The following is a 15,969-nucleotide window of genomic DNA, read 5'->3' on the forward strand; positions in this document are numbered from 1 at the left end:
ATGGCCCATACCAACCCGGCCTTCAGTCAGGCGGAATACGACCGCCGGTTGGCGAAAACACGTGCAGCCATGGCCGCGGCTGGACTGGATGCGCTGTTTGTCGAGGATCCTTCGAACATGGCGTGGCTGACGGGGTATGAAGGCTGGTCGTTCTACGTCCACCAAGGCGTTCTGGTTTTGCAGGATCAGGACCCGATCTGGTGGGGCAGGAAACAAGATGCCAACGGCGCGCGCCGGACGGTCTGGATGCCCGATGATCGCATTCGGGGTTATGCCGACCACTATGTGCAATCGACCATTCGCCATCCGATGCAGGACCTTGCGGAATTGATCCGCGACTGCGGCCTGACCAAAGCCCGCATCGGCGTCGAGCTGGACAACTATTATTACTCGGCCAAGGCGCATCTGACCCTTACATCCGAGTTACCCGAGGCCCGGCTGGTCGATGCCAATGCGCTGGTCAACTGGCAACGCGCCGTAAAGTCGGGCGAGGAAATCGCCCTGATGCAAAAGGCCGCGCGGATTTCAGAAAAGCTGGTCGATGGCGTGCTGGAGCGGATCGAACCGGGGCTGCGCAAGAATGAACTGGTAGCCCAGATTTACCACGATGCGATTTCCGGCGTGGGTGACGACTGGGGGGATTACGCGGCCATCGTTCCACTGCTGCCCTCGGGTGCCGATGCCGCCGCCCCGCATCTGACATGGGACGGTGCGCCCTTCAAATCCGGGGAATGCACGTTCTTTGAGCTGTCAGGCTGCTATCGCCGCTATCACGCGCCGCTCTGCCGTTCGATCTTTCTGGGGCAGCCCCCGGACCACTTGCTACGGGCCGAGGCCGCGTTGGTCGAAGGGCTTGAGGCAGGGCTCGATGCCGCCTGCGCGGGTAATCAGGCGCGGGACATTGCGCAAGCTCTGGCCGCCCCGCTGGAACGTGCAGGGATCGAACGCGGCGCGCGCTGTGGCTATCCTGTTGGCCTAAGCTATCCCCCGGATTGGGGGGAACGCACCATATCCCTGCGCCCCGAAGATGAAACCGTTCTGGAACCCGGCATGACCTTTCACTTCATGCCCGGCCTCTGGATGGACGATTGGGGGCTTGAAATCACCGAGTCCATCCTGATCACTGACACCGGACCCGCGACCTGTTTTTGCGACCGGCCCAGAAAACTGTTTGTGAAACCATGAGTTTGACCAGAACCAAAGACATTCTTGCGGATTTGATCGCATTTGAAACGGTCTCGGCCGACAGCAATCTTGAGATCATCCGCTATCTTTCCGACCGCCTTCAAGCACTGGGCGCGCGCTGTATCGAAACCCGCGATGCGTCCGGCAAAAAAGCCAATGTCTTTGCCACACTGGGCCCCGAGATGCCGGGCGGTGTTCTGCTATCCGGTCACACGGACGTGGTGCCGGTGGCCGATCAGGACTGGACCACCGATCCATTTGAGATGGTTGAGCGAGAGGGCCGGCTTTATGGGCGCGGCACCTGTGACATGAAGGGCTTCATCGCCGCCGCCCTCGCCTTTGCCGAAACGCTGGATCCCCGTAACCTAAAGCAACCGCTGCACTTTGCCTTCACCTATGATGAAGAGGTCGGATGCCTGGGCGCGCAGACCCTTGTGGCCGATCTGTCAGACCGCGGCATCGTACCCGACATCGCCATCATCGGAGAGCCAACCGAAATGCGCGTGGTCGAGGGGCACAAAGGCTGCTTTGAATACACCACCAGCTTTGTCGGGCTCGAAGGACACAGCTCGGCCCCCGACGACGGTGTCAACGCGGCCGAATATGCCGCGCGCTATATCGGCAAACTGCTTGAGCTGCGTCATATCCTGAAATCGCGCGCGCCGCAGGACAGCCTGTTTGAGCCGCCCTGGACCACCATCAATGTCGGCCGCATCTCAGGCGGCGTCGCCCATAACGTCATTGCCAGCAAGGCCGAAGTGGCCTGGGAAATGCGCCCGGTTCAGTCCAGCGATGCCGATCTGGTTCGCAAAACCCTGTCGGATTACGTCCGGCACACGTTGTTGCCTGAAATGCACGCCGTACACCCCGAGGCCAGCATCACCCAAGAGGCTATTGCCGAGGTCGAAGGGTTGGAACCCATGGAGGAAAACGCCGCACGTGAACTGGTGGCTGAACTGACCGGCGCCAATGGCACCGGCACCGTGGCTTTTGCCACTGAGGCGGGGCTGTTTCAGCAACTGGGCGTTCATGCGATTGTCTGCGGCCCGGGATCGATCACTCAGGCGCATAAAGCGGACGAATATGTTGAGGTCGAGCAGCTTGATCTGTGCTGCCGGATGCTGGACCGGTTGGGTCGTCGCCTGATCGCCTAGCCTGTCCCATGCGTCCGGTCATAGGCGGACCGCACGGGCTGCATATGGGCGGCGCGGGCGTCCTCAACCGGATCATAAACCTCCATCACCAGCGGGTAACAGGCGGCCGTGTCCGAGGAATGCTCGGACGAGCAATCGCCACCCGGACAGGCGGACAGGCCCACGATCAGATCAATCTCGGCATAGAACTCAAGGTAATCGCCTGGGCGCACCGGGCTGGCCTTCATGAAATACTGCCCGGTGTCACGGGTGAACCCGGTGCACATAAAGACGTTCAGCACATCATGCACCAACATCTCGGCCTCGTGCAGTGGCAAATCGCAATGGCCCGACAAGGCCCGGGTCAGGTTCGAATGGCAGCAATAGTGGTAATCATCCCCGGACAAAAGCCGCCCCGTATAAGGATCGCAGCGCGTGCCGATCACATCATGGACCGAGCCGCCATAGGCATCGAACCCGTACCAATCCAGCGTATCATCCACCACCGTCGCCATCGGGCGCATATTGGGAAAGCTGGACCACATCCGGTCCCCAGTCGACAAATGCGTGCCATGCAGCGCACGGGTTTTGCCGGAATAAAAACGCTCTGTCAGGTCGTGCCTGTTCCACATGTTCAGGTCCCCGACCTGAGGGCCATCGACCGACAAAACCCGAACAAACGCGCCGGCAGGAACATCGATACATGTGGCGTCACGGGGGGCTGCCACAGCCTCGGCGGTTTTCTTTGCCCCGGCCCGCAGCTTGGCCAAGGCGGTCAGATCGGGTTGTTGCAGCGTGTCCGGCGGATAGCAGATGACCGGAGGGATAGCCTTGCGATCCTTAGCATCGTCCGGCGCCGCAAAGTTCGGTTTCTCCAGTTTCATCAGCGCTCTCCCCCTTGTATTGTCATAGGCTTAGCGTATTCCAAACCGGCGCGCCATGACCTCTTCGCTGCGTAACTCAGGAGACTGAGGCCAAGGGCACCAGCCCGTCACCCAAAGCACGGCGGGCAGGATCATGGCTGGCCCCAAAGCGCCGTGTTACGCCCTGTCCAACCCAAAGGAACCGGCCATACGCCGACGACGGCGCTGAATCGAATGGCGAAAGGCCCGCTTGCTGAACAGCGTCAGCGGAAACATCACGCGTTCGCCCAGGCCATCAATAATGACCAGCTTCCCGCCCCTTTCCTGCGCGCGAACGATATTCAATGTGCCCATATCGCCCACGATGATCTGACCCCTTTCCAGATCGTCCAGCAGTTCCATGAATTCATCATGCAGCTTTTGCCGCCCTGCCCGGTCGTTCTGCAGAGTTTCAAATTCTTTCTGAACCGTGGGGGCAAGTTGCCCATCTGGCCCGGTGAGCTTTTCCACGACAAGCGCGGGCCCTTCGGAGGTGCGCGCATACCCCATGAACCGCGCCAGACGCTCAATTTCGGGACATCCCCGGTTCAGCGCAGCCAGATACTCATTTGCCTCACGCTGCCATTGCCGCAGCCGACCATACCGCCATTCAGAATAGCGCGGAATCAGACGAGACCGCTCAGGCTCATCCACGCGAACCTTCAACAAGGCCCCGGCGATATCGGGGTGCTGGAAAATCTTGTAGTTGCGGCTTTCACGCAAAGGAGAAAGCCCATTCAGGTCAATCATATTTGATGGTCCTGTCCAAATGACGCGCGCGCCAGACAGCCCTCTTCATAAGAGCTTATCACATTCAACACAATTGACGTTTTTCCAACCGGGCTAAGCATCTGCAAAAGGCTCACGACTTTGTCAAAGCGCCTCTTTAGCGATGGAGAGCAGAATGAAAACCTCCGCTCCATCAGCAGCCACCACGGCATCAGCAACCCGGTCCTCTGGATCGAACGGCGGTGCAAGCTCTGCACAGTCTTCAGGAGCATCGTCACACACAACAACAGTTGCACCCGTTAAATACTCCAGCCGTGCGCGCAATCCCCGGACGTCCTGAATGGCTGCCTGCCGAGCACCGGGGATTTTCTTGTAATCCCCATAGACATAGACCGTTTGCGTATTCGCCGGAACGGCCTCGGCCATTTCCTTTGTCGTAACCTGCCAGAGAGGCAGAAATCCATAGGGAAAGGTCGCAAGTGCCAGAAACTGGAACACAAGAAAACAGACGCTCACAACCCGTGTAGCCTGAAAAATCTTCCCCCGCGTTCTGGATAATTCCACTACTACGGACACAAGGCAGTACCCTAGCAATAGCCATACCCAGCCAAGCGTTCTCAGCGGCACCTGCAGGCCGGACATCAGCGCTTTTTCCAACAACGGCGCCAATCCTACGGCTACCGCCACAAGAACGGTGATCGCAGAAAATCGGTTGAGGAAAAACAAGCCCCCCCAAAACACCAGATACAAGACAGGGATGCACCAGCCCAGAGCGGTAACCCCCCCACCCATCTGCAGGAACATCGTCTGCAAGTATTCCTTTTGCTTATCCAGATTGGACAGCAGATCCGTCCAGCTCTGCACTTCGGTCGGTTCGCGCCATGAGGCTACGGGAATACCAAAAACGCCGTGATGAATGTAGTTCAAGGAATACACCGCCAAGACCCCAAGCGCGAGCGCGCACATGAAGACGATTAAGGTCAAAAGCACACTCTGCCAGGTTTTCGGCGCTTTTCGAGACAGCAACACCAGAGACAGCAAAAGGAAAGGATAGGTCGTGTAGGCCATAAAGGACAGCGGCACAGCTACGACTAAAAGCATAAGGGCCACACGATGAGACAGAAAGACAACGGCCATCGCAAAGAAAGCGATCACCCACGCCCCCGGCAGCATCGTATTGAACCAGTAACTGATCAGGCTGGCGGGGATCGAAAGCGCCACGAATAAGGCTAAAAACCCCTTGTACCATCCGCCCGTCTCACGATCGAGCATCGCCAGCGCTGTTGCAGCCGCAAAAATCGACTGACCAGCTAGGTACAGAAGAAAGTTCGACGATGCGGAAAGAAAGACAGGGCGGAATTGCCACCAATAGTTCAGCCAACGCCCCTCATCCAAGGCTTTTTGCCAAGCGGCCTCATGTGTCCCCAACAGCGCCGCGAAATCGTCATGCCGGACAAAAGGATCCTCAATCAGCGGCAAATAAACCAAAATAAGGGCCGAAAAGCACAGGATTGAAAGGCGCAGCAACTCGCGCCCCAAAGGTTGAGCGGTCATCACTTACCCTCGTAAGACCGGGCGATGATCGCAGCACGGGCCTGTGCGATGGCCGTTACTGTCTTGACTGGCAGATGGCGCACAATCTGCTTGCGCAGTTTCCAGCTGAACGACCCGGCCTCTTTCAAGGGGGCCTCAACCTTGGTCTTGAGGACCTCGGGCGGCAGTTTGGCTGCTCCCTCTGATTTGGCGTACAGCACCGAATTATAACGATACCAAGGCTCAATACTGGTTTCACTGAACAGGACCGGGCGCAGACAATCATAGGCCGCATACCCGTGACCCTCGAACAGCCCCTGCCAGAATGCCAGTGGTTGCTCATTGATGTGAAATTCGCCGCCCTGACCCGGCACGGCTGCCGAGAACAGGACAAGATCGGAATGTGTTGTCAGGCTTTGCACCAGACTGATTGACGCCTCATTTGGCAAGTGCTCGCCAACTTCCAGAGATTGGGCCAGATCGAAGCGGCGCCCCAGATCTATCGGTTGCACAAGATCCTTGCCAAAAAATGCCTCGGGCGGGATGGCTAGGCGGTCGCGGTCCACATAGTCGCCATCTATCCCCGCAATATCGGCACAACCCGCCGCCGTCCATTCAGACAACCAGACACCGCGCCCGCACCCGAAATCAACAACGCTTTCCGGTTTGATCCAAGTCTGCAAGCAGTCGATCAAACGGTTGGCCGAGCGCCGTGCACCTTGGTCGATATAGTCAAAGAATTCATTAGAATAAACATGCGTCATAACGGTTCTCTAGATTGAATTTTGCTCACGGTAGACCCACAAGCGCAGGATCATAAAGTTCAGTACAGGTAAGACCACGACGACGGATGCGGCCGAGATAGTCTCAGACACGCCAAGGCGCGGCCCTATGATCCCGGTCAGTGCCGAGGACACGATCAGGCCCACACCGATCATGCACAGAAAACGACCGAACTGCGCCGGGGCTGCAAGAGGCTTGCCGAATGTCCAGGCGGTTTGGGCAACATACTGGATCAGGATCGCGGACCCAAAAGCCAGTAGATTGGCAATCCAAGGAGAGCCAAGCAGGTAAAGCAGCCCCAGGTAGACCACCATATAGTAGGCGGCCACTCCGGTTCCGACGACTGCAAAGCGGAATATGCGGCGGTGTTCGCTCATCGGTTCCCAGCGATGCGTTCTATATTCGCTTCGCCTACGGATTCAATCTCCTGCCCCGCCTCTTCATCGACAAAGTACAGAGGGCGACCTTTGGCCTCGACATAAAGACGTCCAAGGTATTCGCCGATGATACCAAGCGTCAGCAACTGAATGCCTGAGAAAAAGCTGATCACCAATACGGTCGAAGCCCAACCTGCGACGGTACTGTACAAAATCAACGAGCCGAACACATAGATCGCCATCAGAACAGCAACAAACAGGGTCAGAAACGCCAACCGTGTCGCGATTTGCAGCGGTTTGATCGAAAAGCTCGCCAGGGCGTCAAAGGCGAACCGGATCATCTTGGACATCGGGTACTTGGTTTCACCGGCGACGCGCGGGTCGCGAACATACTCGATACCGATCTGCCGGAAGCCTGCCCAGGCGAACATCCCCCGGATAAAACGCGCGCGTTCGGGCATTTGCAGAACCGCATCCAAAGCCCGCCTGCTGACCAGCCGGAAGTCACCCGTGTCGTTCGGAATAGGAACATCTGACAACCGGTTGAGCACGCGGTAGAACCCGTGCGCCGTCACCTTTTTGAACCAGCTTTCGCCCTTGCGCTCACTGCGCCGCCCATAGACCACATCATAGCCGCGATCCATCATCGCCATCATGTCAGACAGCAATTCGGGCGGGTCCTGAAGGTCGGCGTCCAGCATGAATATCCGCTTGCCCTTTGCAGCCATAAGCCCGGCCGTCAAAGCAACCTGATGGCCGCGGTTCATCGACAGCTTCAACCCGCGGATTGCTGAATGCTGTTGGCACTGTTTGCAAATCTCGTTCCACGTTCCATCGGTCGAGCCATCATCGACCAGCACGATCTCGGCCTCGCCCTGCCACGCCTGCGTTGCGGCGACCAGACGATCGACCAGCATCGGGATCGAGGCTTCTTCGTTCATACATGGAACGACAACGGACAATAGCATTGTACCTCCGACCGTGGTTCTGTGTCCGACTTTGGGCGACGCGCCCGCACGTGTCCGGAACTGGCTGCTCATGGTTTTTGTTCCACTTTTACTTACGGCCCTTGTTACCCCAACACGCCGGTTTCGCGAATTGGCTGGCGCAAGAAATCGAAGGGTCGTTACCGGTGCGACACATTCCTGCGGGTAGCTTTGCGATCCCAGTAGGCAGCTGAAGAACGGCCGGACGTTACCTGAACGATATGGCAGCAATGCGCCCTTACTAGGGCATTGATCAGGTGCGCAGCAGCCCAAAACACCAGACCGGGTTTCGCGTCAGACAGTACTTAAGCTGGGGGAATGGCGGAGAGACAGGGATTCGAACCCTGGAGACGGTTTCCCGCCTACACACTTTCCAGGCGTGCGCCTTCGACCACTCGGCCACCTCTCCGTGGGCGCGATACTTGGACCATCGCCGGGGAATTTGCAAGGGGCGATTATCGCGAAAATTCAACCAGTCTCAGACAGGTTGAACGTGGGGTCAGACCTCGTCCCCATCGGCACCCGACAGATCAGTCTCAGTCATCTCAACTGGTTGCGTCCGCGGCGTTTCTGCCACCTCGGGCTTGGGCGGTTTTCCACCGGGCTGCGTCTGCAACGCCTGAGGATTGCGCAGCCAGACATCGCGCTGGGCAAAGGGAATCTCGATGCCTTCTTCGACGAAACGGCGGTTGATCTCGTGGTTCATGTCCGAGGTCACGGACAGAACCCAGTTCACATCCCGCAAAATGGCGCGAATCTCGAAATCCAGCGAATCCGCACCGAACCCCTTGAACACGACGCTGGGCGCGGGGTTGGCCAGAACCATGGGGTGCGCATTGGCGATCTCACCCAGTATCTTTTCAATCAACCGCGTATCGGTCCCATAAGCCACGCCAACCGGTACAATGACGCGGCCAATCGTGTTGCCGCGCGTGTAGTTTGTCACCACACCGCTGATCAGGTCCGAATTGGGGACGATCACATCCGTACGGTCAAACGTCTCAATCCGTGTCGACCGCACCGAGATGTCGCGCACATAGCCCATCATCCCGTTCACATCGATCCAATCGCCTTTTGAGATCGGCCGTTCAACAAGCAAGATGATCCCCGAGACAAAGTTGGACACAATGGTTTGCAGGCCAAACCCGATACCAACCGACAAAGCGCCGGCAACGATGGCCAGTGACGACAGGTCGAAACCTGCAATCATGATGGCCACCAGCGCAGCCAGGAAAACCCCCACATAGCCGGTGCCTGCCGCAATCGCGTTCTGACCGCCCGGATCAATGCTGGTCTTTGGCAGCAATGAGGTCCTGAGCCCGCTTTGCAGCAGCCGCGTCAGCCCGTAGCCGATTGCAAAGACCACAATGAAGGTAAAGAAATTCCTGGGCGAAATCGTCACCCCGCCAATGTCAAACCCGATCAACAGGCGCGACCAAAGCTCAAGCAGGTCCGTTTCACGCGCGCCCCAATAGAGGGCGATGACCGGCAAAGTCATGATGGCAATAACAAAGCCCGCCAACACAGCGAAAAGCGAATCCCGTGCGCCGTCGCCCTGACCGCTGATCCAGCCATAAACCGACGTCAGGAACCGGTGGAAAATCGCCAGCGCGGCAAACAGAACCAGTGTTTTGACGGCCGGAAAGACAATCGCTTCGGCTGCGTTTGTGTATCCCACAGCGGCAAGGATGGGGCTTGCGATACCCAGCAGGAACAGCGCCTTACGCAGGAAATCCACCACCTGTGACAAACCCGCGCTGCGTGCGGGTTCGCTGACCTCTGCATCACCGTCCTGAGGCTGAGTGGTTCTGATCCGGCGTATGCGCAACAAGATCAACGCCGTGGCCACCACCACTGGAAAGCTGATGACCGCACGAGTGGCGTCCGAGATATTCTCGATCTGGTCAAAGAGCAGCCCGAACTCATAGAGGATCAGAAGAACCGCCAGAATATCCAGATAGACCCGCAGTTCAGTCACAGTCTTGCGCGACAGGCGGGCAAAGCTTTGCGCCGCTTGCGTGACGTAGAGCTGACGCCCTATCCAGTCGTAGTAAAAGATCAAAGCCGCCCAAAATGGCACGTTTTGAATGATCAGTGTGCCGCGCAATCCAAGCAGGCTGGTCATGGTGATTGCCTGAACCAATAGCCAGACCCCAAACCAGGGCAAAGCAATACGCAACAGCGACACCAGAAAGGACCAGACCCCACTGCCCCGTCCCCCGAAATTGCGCAGGTATTCCCCTGCCCGTTCGGACCAGAAGCGCCCGTAATACAGCAGGATTCCCGCCGCAGCGACCAGGAACAGAATTCCCAAACCCCGCTCGCTCAGACGGGTTTGGACGATGTTGGATTTCAGATTAAAGGCAGATTCATTGACCAATCCCCGCAGCGCCTCGACGATATCTGTCCAGGCCGGGCCCCAATAGACCGGGTTCAGCGGGGAAACGCCGCGCTCCAGCAGTTCTTTGGTTTGCCTGTCCCGCAGCAACTGATCGATCTCGCTGATCAGTCCATTTGCGCGGCTGAACGCCTCTTCCGAGATGATCCGGGGGACCTGCAGGCTGGTCAGTTGATCTTCGAGATGCTCGCGCAGCTTGGCGATCTCTTCGGGCTCTGACGCATCCCCCTCGGGTGCGGGCCCCAGCGCTTTGATCTGCGCCTCCAGCGTCTGGATGCGGTCGGTATTGGCGCCTCGGGCGGTGTTGAAATCCTCGCGGTAGTCGAAAATCTCGGCCCGCAGGTTTTCAAGCGCGGCGTTCGATGTCCGATCTTCTGCGATATCGGTTTCAGCCCGGCTCGCCGTGTCCAGCCAATTCTGATAGTACTCGCTTTGACGATCCGTCAGCTCGGCGGCCGCGGGGCCACCCAACAAGGCGCAGCACAGCAGTAAAAACGCAAGAAACAGGCGGACCGGCCGCAGCATCAGATATCCTCGAACACGCCCGGAATGCTGCGGGGGGCCTCGGTCATCCAATCCGGAACGGGCAACTCTTTTTCCCGCAAGAACTCAGGGTTGAATAGTTTGGACTGATAGCGCGTGCCATAGTCGCACAGAATCGTCACGATGGTATGGCCGGGCCCAAGATCCTTGGCCAGACGCACCGCGCCCGCCATGTTGATCGCGGTCGAGCCACCCATGACCAACCCCTCTTCGCGCAGCAGATCAAAGATATAAGGCAGCGCCTCGTTATCGGTCATCTGGTACGAGAAGTCGGGCTTGAACCCGTCGAGGTTCTTGGTGATCCGAACCTGCCCGATGCCCTCGGCGATCGAGCTGCCCTCCATCGCGATTTCACCAGTGGTGTAATAGGAATAGAGCCCTGCGCCCATCGGATCGACCAGACCGATTTTGACTCCTTTGGGCTGAAGCGCGTCGGCCACACCGGCCAACGTCCCGCCCGAGCCCACGGCACAGACAAACCCATCCACTTTGCCGCCGGTCTGTTCCCAGATCTCGGGGCCGGTGGTTTCCACATGCGATTGGCGGTTGGCAACGTTGTCGAACTGGTTCGCCCAGATCGCGCCGTTGGGCTCGGTCTGCGCCAGTTCTTCGGCCAGACGGCGCGAATAATGCACAAAGTTGTTGGGGTTGCGATAGGGTGCCGCCGGAACCTGCACCAGCTGGGCCCCCGCCAAACGCAGCATGTCCTTTTTTTCTTCGGACTGCGTTTCCGGGATCACGATCACGGTTTTGAACCCCATCGAGGCCCCGACCAGCGCAAGACCGATACCGGTGTTGCCTGCGGTGCCTTCCACAATGGTGCCACCCGGTTTCAATTCGCCCCGCGCAACCGCATCACGAATGATATAGAGCGCCGCGCGATCCTTGACCGATTGGCCAGGATTCATGAACTCGGCCTTGCCAAGGATCTCACACCCGGTTTCCTCGCTAATGCGTTTCAAACGGATCAGCGGCGTTTTCCCGACTGCGTCGGCAAGGTCTCGTGCAATGCGCATGGCACCCTCATTTCATTTCGTATCATCGAAGATGTACAGATGCCGTGCGGCAACCACAAGCGGCGATCCCTACCCGCGCAGCCGCGCACGGTTACGCGCCAGCCAATGGGCCAGCGTCAGCATGGGTAAATCCTTGAATTCGTGGCGATCCACCATCTGCATAAAGGTGTCATAAGGCAGGATTTGCGTTCGGATATCTTCGCCCTCGGACGCCAGACCACCATTGTCGATGGTCTGGGTCAAATCACCCAAGCCCACATAGAGGTAAATGTACTCGGTCGATGACCCGCTCGAAGAATAGGCCCCACCCGCGTATTCAAGGCCGCGCAGCGTGACGCGTGCCTCTTCCTCAGCCTCGCGATAGGCGGCCTGTTCGGGCGTTTCGCCTGCGTCGATCATGCCTGCCACCGGCTCCCACATCCAAGGCTCGGGGTCTTCGATCAAGAAGACCGGCGCGCGAAACTGTTCGACCAGCAGAACCGCGTCACGCACCGGGTCATAGGGCAACACGACGACGGCGGCCCCCTGCATCATCCCACTGCGATGCAGAACCGGGCCCATGGTTCCGTCGTGCTGGCGGTGCTGTACCTCCAACTCTTCCATGCCGAAATAGTTCAGATATGCGCGCCTGTGGCTTCGCACGATGACATCTTTGGCCGTGTCCCGCGTATCCCCTGTCTGGCGCTTGCGCGCGGCCAGCTTGGCCCAGGCACGGGTGCGGATCGGGGTGAAATTTCGGGCAATCTCGGGCGCGTCGATCCGACCGTAGTAGGCCAGTTCTTCCTCTGCCGCGACCAAAGTGACCTCAGCCCATGTCTTAACCCAATCCTGCAAGCGCCAAGGTCCGTCTGCCGTCCAAAGACCGGCTTTGGGAAAGAACACATGGGCCTGAGTCGACGATCCATCCGCCAATTCTACATCGCGCAGAGTGGTGTCATATTCGAACCCGCCTTCGTAAAAGGCCAGCCGTTTCAGGTCTTCGGGCGTAAATCCCTGAACCAAAAGTCCCTGGGCCCGGCCACCGTCCTGCGCTGCGATCATAGGGAAAGCCTGCCCCGCCACCGCATAAACCGCGTGATCAGGCAAAACGGCCTGGGACACGGTCAGTTGCGAAAGCGGTCGGCCAATCACAAGCTCCAGCAGTGGCTGATGCCGAAGCGTGCCATAGAAAAACAAATCGGACAAAATCAGTGTCTCTTGCTGAGTAGATGGAGATTACCGCCAGCGGCGGCCAGCTTCTTCGGTTGCAAGACCGGCGATAACCGCACCGATCACCAACGTCCACAGAATTTCCGGCGACCACAATTGCTTGCTATAATCCACACCGATCTGAAAGATCGAGATCAGTGCTTCGAACGGGCCATCGTACCGGTGGCGCATGGCCAGGCGGAACATCTCATAGCAGCCCTGCACGAACAGCGCCCAGAACACCATCGAGACAATGCCCGTCAGACCGTTATTGATCGCGCTGGTCCATCCACGACCGACCCGACGCCCCATCACCGTCCAGCCACAGACAACGCCAATGATCATATTGACCATGGTAAACGATCCATAGTCTTTGCCTTCTTCGCCGTTGTTGATGATCATGCTTGAAACGACAAAGGCCACGACCAAAAGACAAATTGCAGCAACGAGACGCGGAGCACTGGGCATTCGGAATTTCCGTTTGTTAACTGGGTTTTGCTATAGTGATCTGTGTCACATCGCAGTTGCCAGTGTCAAAGGCTGCGCCGCAGGCCGTCAAATAATAGTTCCACATGCGGCGAAAACGCTCGTCAAAGCCCATGTCCGCGATTTCGTCCCATTTGTCGTTGAACGTTTCGTACCAACGCCGCAGGGTCAGATCATAGCTTTTGCCGAACTCCCGCGATTTCACCACGTCCAAACCCGCATCCTCAACCTGCTGTTTCAGTACAGAAGGCGCCGGAAGCATTCCACCCGGAAAGATATATTTCTGAATGAAATCAACGCCGTTCTTGTAGACATCCCAGCGGTGATCCGCGACGGTAATGATCTGCAGCGTCGCCTGCGCGCCGGGCCGAAGTCGCTCGCGCACGGTCTCAAAGTAGACCGGCCAGTATTTCTGCCCCACGGCTTCGAACATCTCGATCGAGGCGATTCCGTCATATTGACCCTGTTCATCGCGGTAATCCTGCAATTTGAACTCTACCAGATCAGAAAGCCCCGCTTTTTCAATTCTTTGCCGCGCAAACTTCAACTGCTCCTCGCTGATGGTCAGACCTGTGACCCGAAGGCCACGCTCTTTCGCGGCATATTCGGCAAATCCACCCCAGCCGCAGCCGATCTCAAGGATATGATCTCCGGGCTTTGCGCCCATTTCATCGACAAGGCTGGCATATTTTGCCGTCTGCGCTTTTTCCAGACTTTCCTGCCCGGTTTCGAACAGAGCGCTGGAATAGGTCATGGTTTCATCCAGCCACAGACTGTAGAAATCATTCCCCAGATCGTAGTGGTATGAGATGTTCTTTTTCGCCTGCCGCCGGTTGTTGCGATGCAGCCAGAACCGCAGCCTTTCATAGGCCTGGACCAGGAACTTGCCGGTAAAATCGTCATAGACGGTTTCGGTGCCCAGATGCACCAAGTCCATAAAGGACCGCAGATCTGGGGTGCTCCAACCGCCTTCCAAATAGGAGTCCGAGAATCCCAGCTCACCCTCGCGGATCAGGCGCGCAAATACGTCCTCATCATGAATATCAACCTGCGCCACCGGCCCCGGTTTGGCCCCTTCAGAGCGGAAGACGCGCCCGTCTTGCAGCGCGATGTCCAACCTGCCGAACTCCATCCGGTTCAGCATCTTGAACACTTGGGCAAAGTATCTGGGCAGGTTTTTCTGCCCGTCAGTCGTTGTAAGGATCATCCGCTCTCCCCTTTGCGGCCGTCGCTCAAGGCTAGGCCGAGATTGTGTTTGTGGCAAGTTTTCAGTTCCTTACCCGGTTTTTCGGTTTTCATACGCCGCCAGCGCGCGCGCACGACCCGTCGCAAGATCAACGACCGGCTCAGGATAAGCCGAGCCAGGATCGAGGGCCCAGGATCGTGGAACCGCATCGAAATAGGACAAGGCGGTCGGTGGTGGCGCGCTTTGTCCTTCGGCAATCCAGCGGTTTTTGTAATCCCCGTTTGGATCGAACTTTTCCAACTGCGTCTGCGGGTTGAAGATGCGAAAAAACGGGGCCGCGTCCGGCCCTGATCCCGCAACCCATTGCCAGCCCATCGCGTTTGATGCCGGGTCCCAATCGACAAGACAGTCGGCGAACCAGTTCATGCCAATTTTCCAGTGCGTCATCAGATGCTTGGTCAGGTAACTGGCCACAATCATCCGGGCGCGGTTGTGCATGCGGCCGGTCACGTACATTTGCCGCAAACCGGCATCTACGGCGGGAACTCCGGTCCGGGCCTGCCGCCAGGCCACAACATCGGGATGATCCGCATCCGTGTTCCAGCCGAACGTATCCCATTCGGGTTTCCAATTGCCGGTCAGCAGCTGCGGCGTGTGAAACATCAGGTGATAGGCAAATTCGCGCCAGACCAGCTGACGCAGATAGGCATCCGTGCCCTGTACACCATTCTGGGCCGCGTTTTGAACCACGTGCCAAACGCTGGGGGGGCTGATCTCACCCAACGACAGGTATTCTGCAAGGTCCGAGGTCCCGTCCACATCCAGACGGTTTCGATCCTCGGAATAGGCCGGGATTCGGTCCAGAAACTCGTGCAATATGTCGAAAGCAGCGGCTTCTCCGGGTCTGACATGCGCCGAAACTACTGCGCCGCCGCGATTCATCGCAGCCCCCAATCGCCACGCGGTAAGATCGTCGGATGCAGGCCAATGCGTCGGTGCTGGTATAGATGCAGGCGGCGCTTCGGGTGCCGCAACATCCCGCCCCTGCACCGCGCGCCACATGGGTGTGAACACCCGAAACGGCTGGCCGGTTTTGGTGGCGACGGTCCAGGGTTCGAACAGCAGATGCCCCGCAAAGGACCGGGCGTCGATCCCCTGCTGCGTCAGCGCGGACTTGACCGCTGTATCACGATTGATGGCGTCAGGGTCATAAGCGCGCGACCAGAAAACCGAAGTCGCGCCGGTTTCCGCGATCAAGGCCCGCAGTACACTCAGCGCACCGCCCTTGCGCAGGATCAGCCGGCTGCCCGCCTGTTCCAGCGTGCGCGCGAAGCTCTGCACCCCCTGCTCCAACCGCCATTTCGGGGCCGCGCCCAGAGCGGCTGTCAGGTCGTCCAGAATGAACACTGGAATGACCGGACGACCCGATCTTGCGGCCTCGGCCAATGCTGGATGATCCGACAGGCGCAAATCCCGTCGGAACCAGATGATGATCGGAGAATGACTGTGTTCCATGACCGCCCG

At 58.2% G+C, this 15,969-nt stretch carries 14 protein-coding genes and 1 tRNA gene; 2 read left to right on the forward strand and 13 right to left on the reverse strand.

Annotated elements, in window-relative coordinates; translation table 11 throughout:
- The gene (locus tag ACRZ94_RS01425; RefSeq protein WP_480796507.1) at positions 1 to 1,185 is read left to right on the forward strand and encodes a M24 family metallopeptidase; all 1,185 of its coding nucleotides are present in this window, start codon (positions 1 to 3) and stop codon (positions 1,183 to 1,185) included.
- Positions 1,182 to 2,339, forward strand: a complete 1,158-nt coding sequence (gene argE, locus ACRZ94_RS01430; RefSeq protein WP_480796508.1) for an acetylornithine deacetylase — start codon at positions 1,182 to 1,184, stop codon at positions 2,337 to 2,339. Before ACRZ94_RS01425 ends, argE begins: the two co-directional genes overlap by 4 nt.
- Here argE and ACRZ94_RS01435 read toward each other — a convergent pair.
- The 13 genes from ACRZ94_RS01435 to ACRZ94_RS01495 all read right to left on the reverse strand — a co-directional run bounded on the left by ACRZ94_RS01435 (position 2,336) and on the right by ACRZ94_RS01495 (position 15,960).
- Positions 2,336 to 3,202: an urea carboxylase-associated family protein gene (locus tag ACRZ94_RS01435; protein WP_480650906.1), complete on the reverse strand. Its 867-nt coding sequence runs from the start codon at positions 3,200 to 3,202 to the stop codon at positions 2,336 to 2,338. The two genes, argE and ACRZ94_RS01435, sit on opposite strands and share 4 nt — an antisense overlap.
- A gap of 156 nt (positions 3,203 to 3,358) precedes the next feature.
- Positions 3,359 to 3,970, reverse strand: coding sequence for a YrbL family protein (locus tag ACRZ94_RS01440; RefSeq protein WP_480796509.1), 612 nt, complete (start codon positions 3,968 to 3,970; stop codon positions 3,359 to 3,361).
- 123 nt (positions 3,971 to 4,093) lie between these two features.
- Positions 4,094 to 5,503: a hypothetical protein gene (locus ACRZ94_RS01445; protein ID WP_480796510.1), complete on the reverse strand. Its 1,410-nt coding sequence runs from the start codon at positions 5,501 to 5,503 to the stop codon at positions 4,094 to 4,096.
- Entirely contained in the window at positions 5,503 to 6,246 is a 744-nt protein-coding gene (locus tag ACRZ94_RS01450; protein WP_480650900.1) for a methyltransferase domain-containing protein, read from the reverse strand. The genes ACRZ94_RS01445 and ACRZ94_RS01450 overlap by 1 nt, the downstream gene beginning before the upstream one ends.
- A gap of 9 nt (positions 6,247 to 6,255) precedes the next feature.
- Positions 6,256 to 6,642, reverse strand: a complete 387-nt coding sequence (locus tag ACRZ94_RS01455; protein WP_480650898.1) for a GtrA family protein — start codon at positions 6,640 to 6,642, stop codon at positions 6,256 to 6,258.
- Complete coding sequence (locus ACRZ94_RS01460) at positions 6,639 to 7,610, reverse strand: glycosyltransferase family 2 protein (protein ID WP_480651437.1); 972 nt, start codon at positions 7,608 to 7,610, stop codon at positions 6,639 to 6,641. The genes ACRZ94_RS01455 and ACRZ94_RS01460 overlap by 4 nt, the downstream gene beginning before the upstream one ends.
- A gap of 337 nt (positions 7,611 to 7,947) precedes the next feature.
- Positions 7,948 to 8,037: transfer RNA gene (locus ACRZ94_RS01465), tRNA-Ser, on the reverse strand.
- Positions 8,038 to 8,127: 90 nt separating this feature from the next.
- On the reverse strand, positions 8,128 to 10,551 hold the full coding sequence (locus ACRZ94_RS01470) for a DUF3772 domain-containing protein (RefSeq protein WP_480796511.1): 2,424 nt from the start codon (positions 10,549 to 10,551) through the stop codon (positions 8,128 to 8,130).
- A complete protein-coding gene (locus ACRZ94_RS01475; RefSeq protein WP_480650894.1) occupies positions 10,551 to 11,585 on the reverse strand; it encodes a cysteine synthase A in 1,035 nt (344 codons plus the stop codon). The genes ACRZ94_RS01470 and ACRZ94_RS01475 overlap by 1 nt, the downstream gene beginning before the upstream one ends.
- Before the next feature lie 69 nt (positions 11,586 to 11,654).
- Positions 11,655 to 12,770: an NUDIX domain-containing protein gene (locus ACRZ94_RS01480; protein WP_480650892.1), complete on the reverse strand. Its 1,116-nt coding sequence runs from the start codon at positions 12,768 to 12,770 to the stop codon at positions 11,655 to 11,657.
- A gap of 30 nt (positions 12,771 to 12,800) precedes the next feature.
- Positions 12,801 to 13,241: a TrgA family protein gene (locus ACRZ94_RS01485; protein ID WP_480650890.1), complete on the reverse strand. Its 441-nt coding sequence runs from the start codon at positions 13,239 to 13,241 to the stop codon at positions 12,801 to 12,803.
- 16 nt (positions 13,242 to 13,257) lie between these two features.
- The gene (locus tag ACRZ94_RS01490) at positions 13,258 to 14,466 is read right to left on the reverse strand and encodes a class I SAM-dependent methyltransferase (RefSeq protein ID WP_480650888.1); all 1,209 of its coding nucleotides are present in this window, start codon (positions 14,464 to 14,466) and stop codon (positions 13,258 to 13,260) included.
- A gap of 69 nt (positions 14,467 to 14,535) precedes the next feature.
- On the reverse strand, positions 14,536 to 15,960 hold the full coding sequence (locus ACRZ94_RS01495) for a cryptochrome/photolyase family protein (protein ID WP_480650886.1): 1,425 nt from the start codon (positions 15,958 to 15,960) through the stop codon (positions 14,536 to 14,538).
- Positions 15,961 to 15,969: the final 9 nt, after the last annotated feature.

It is taken from the genome of Ruegeria sp. CH10, from assembly GCF_056537125.1.

Coding starts and splice junctions, on each gene's coding strand:
- ACRZ94_RS01425 (WP_480796507.1), top strand. CDS start 1: ATGGCCCATACCAACCCGGCCTTCAGTCAGGCGGAATACGACCGCCGG.
- argE (WP_480796508.1), top strand. CDS start 1,182: ATGAGTTTGACCAGAACCAAAGACATTCTTGCGGATTTGATCGCATTT.
- ACRZ94_RS01435 (WP_480650906.1), bottom strand. CDS start 3,202: ATGAAACTGGAGAAACCGAACTTTGCGGCGCCGGACGATGCTAAGGAT.
- ACRZ94_RS01440 (WP_480796509.1), bottom strand. CDS start 3,970: ATGATTGACCTGAATGGGCTTTCTCCTTTGCGTGAAAGCCGCAACTAC.
- ACRZ94_RS01445 (WP_480796510.1), bottom strand. CDS start 5,503: ATGACCGCTCAACCTTTGGGGCGCGAGTTGCTGCGCCTTTCAATCCTG.
- ACRZ94_RS01450 (WP_480650900.1), bottom strand. CDS start 6,246: ATGACGCATGTTTATTCTAATGAATTCTTTGACTATATCGACCAAGGT.
- ACRZ94_RS01455 (WP_480650898.1), bottom strand. CDS start 6,642: ATGAGCGAACACCGCCGCATATTCCGCTTTGCAGTCGTCGGAACCGGA.
- ACRZ94_RS01460 (WP_480651437.1), bottom strand. CDS start 7,610: ATGCTATTGTCCGTTGTCGTTCCATGTATGAACGAAGAAGCCTCGATC.
- ACRZ94_RS01470 (WP_480796511.1), bottom strand. CDS start 10,551: ATGCTGCGGCCGGTCCGCCTGTTTCTTGCGTTTTTACTGCTGTGCTGC.
- ACRZ94_RS01475 (WP_480650894.1), bottom strand. CDS start 11,585: ATGCGCATTGCACGAGACCTTGCCGACGCAGTCGGGAAAACGCCGCTG.
- ACRZ94_RS01485 (WP_480650890.1), bottom strand. CDS start 13,241: ATGCCCAGTGCTCCGCGTCTCGTTGCTGCAATTTGTCTTTTGGTCGTG.
- ACRZ94_RS01490 (WP_480650888.1), bottom strand. CDS start 14,466: ATGATCCTTACAACGACTGACGGGCAGAAAAACCTGCCCAGATACTTT.
- ACRZ94_RS01495 (WP_480650886.1), bottom strand. CDS start 15,960: ATGGAACACAGTCATTCTCCGATCATCATCTGGTTCCGACGGGATTTG.